At 65.0% G+C, this 506-nt stretch carries 1 protein-coding gene; it reads right to left on the bottom strand.

Annotation, left to right across the window (positions count from 1 at the left end; translation table 11 throughout):
* Window positions 1–5 precede the first annotated feature (5 nt).
* On the bottom strand, window positions 6–506 hold a 501-nt coding region (locus ACPYN5_RS15975; protein WP_424449908.1), incomplete at its 5' end, for an L-ribulose-5-phosphate 4-epimerase.

Below are 506 nucleotides of genomic sequence, written 5' to 3'. Positions count from 1 at the left end.
CGGGGCTACCGGCGGTCGTCGGTGGTCTGTCCGTAAACGTTCTGATACCGGTCGTAGAGCCTGTCGATCGCGTCCTGCGGGATCGGCAGAACCTCCCCCGCCTGCCGGGCGATATGCACCGTACGGGCCACGTCCTCGACCATCACCGCGGCCTTGACAGCATCCTTCGCGCTCGCCCCGATCGTGAACGGCCCATGATTCTGCATCAACACCGCCCGAGACCGATGACCCCGCAGCGTCTCCACAATGCCCCGACCGATCGAGTCATCACCGATGATCGCGAACGGCCCCACCGGAACCGGACCCCCGAACTCATCAGCCATCGCCGTGATCACACACGGGATCTCCTCACCCCGCGCCGCCCACGCCACCGCATACGTCGAATGCGTGTGCACCACACCACCCACCTCGGGCATGTTCCGATACACATACGCATGAGCCGCCGTATCACTGGACGGAGCCCGATCAGCACCCGGCGTACCCGGCACCACATTGCCATCCAGATC

It is taken from the genome of Microbacterium arborescens, assembly GCF_049707515.1.
Taxonomy (GTDB): domain Bacteria; phylum Actinomycetota; class Actinomycetes; order Actinomycetales; family Microbacteriaceae; genus Microbacterium; species Microbacterium arborescens_B.
The sequence above is the reverse complement of the archived record's forward strand: the minus strand, read 5'-3'. Positions and strand labels throughout refer to the sequence as shown.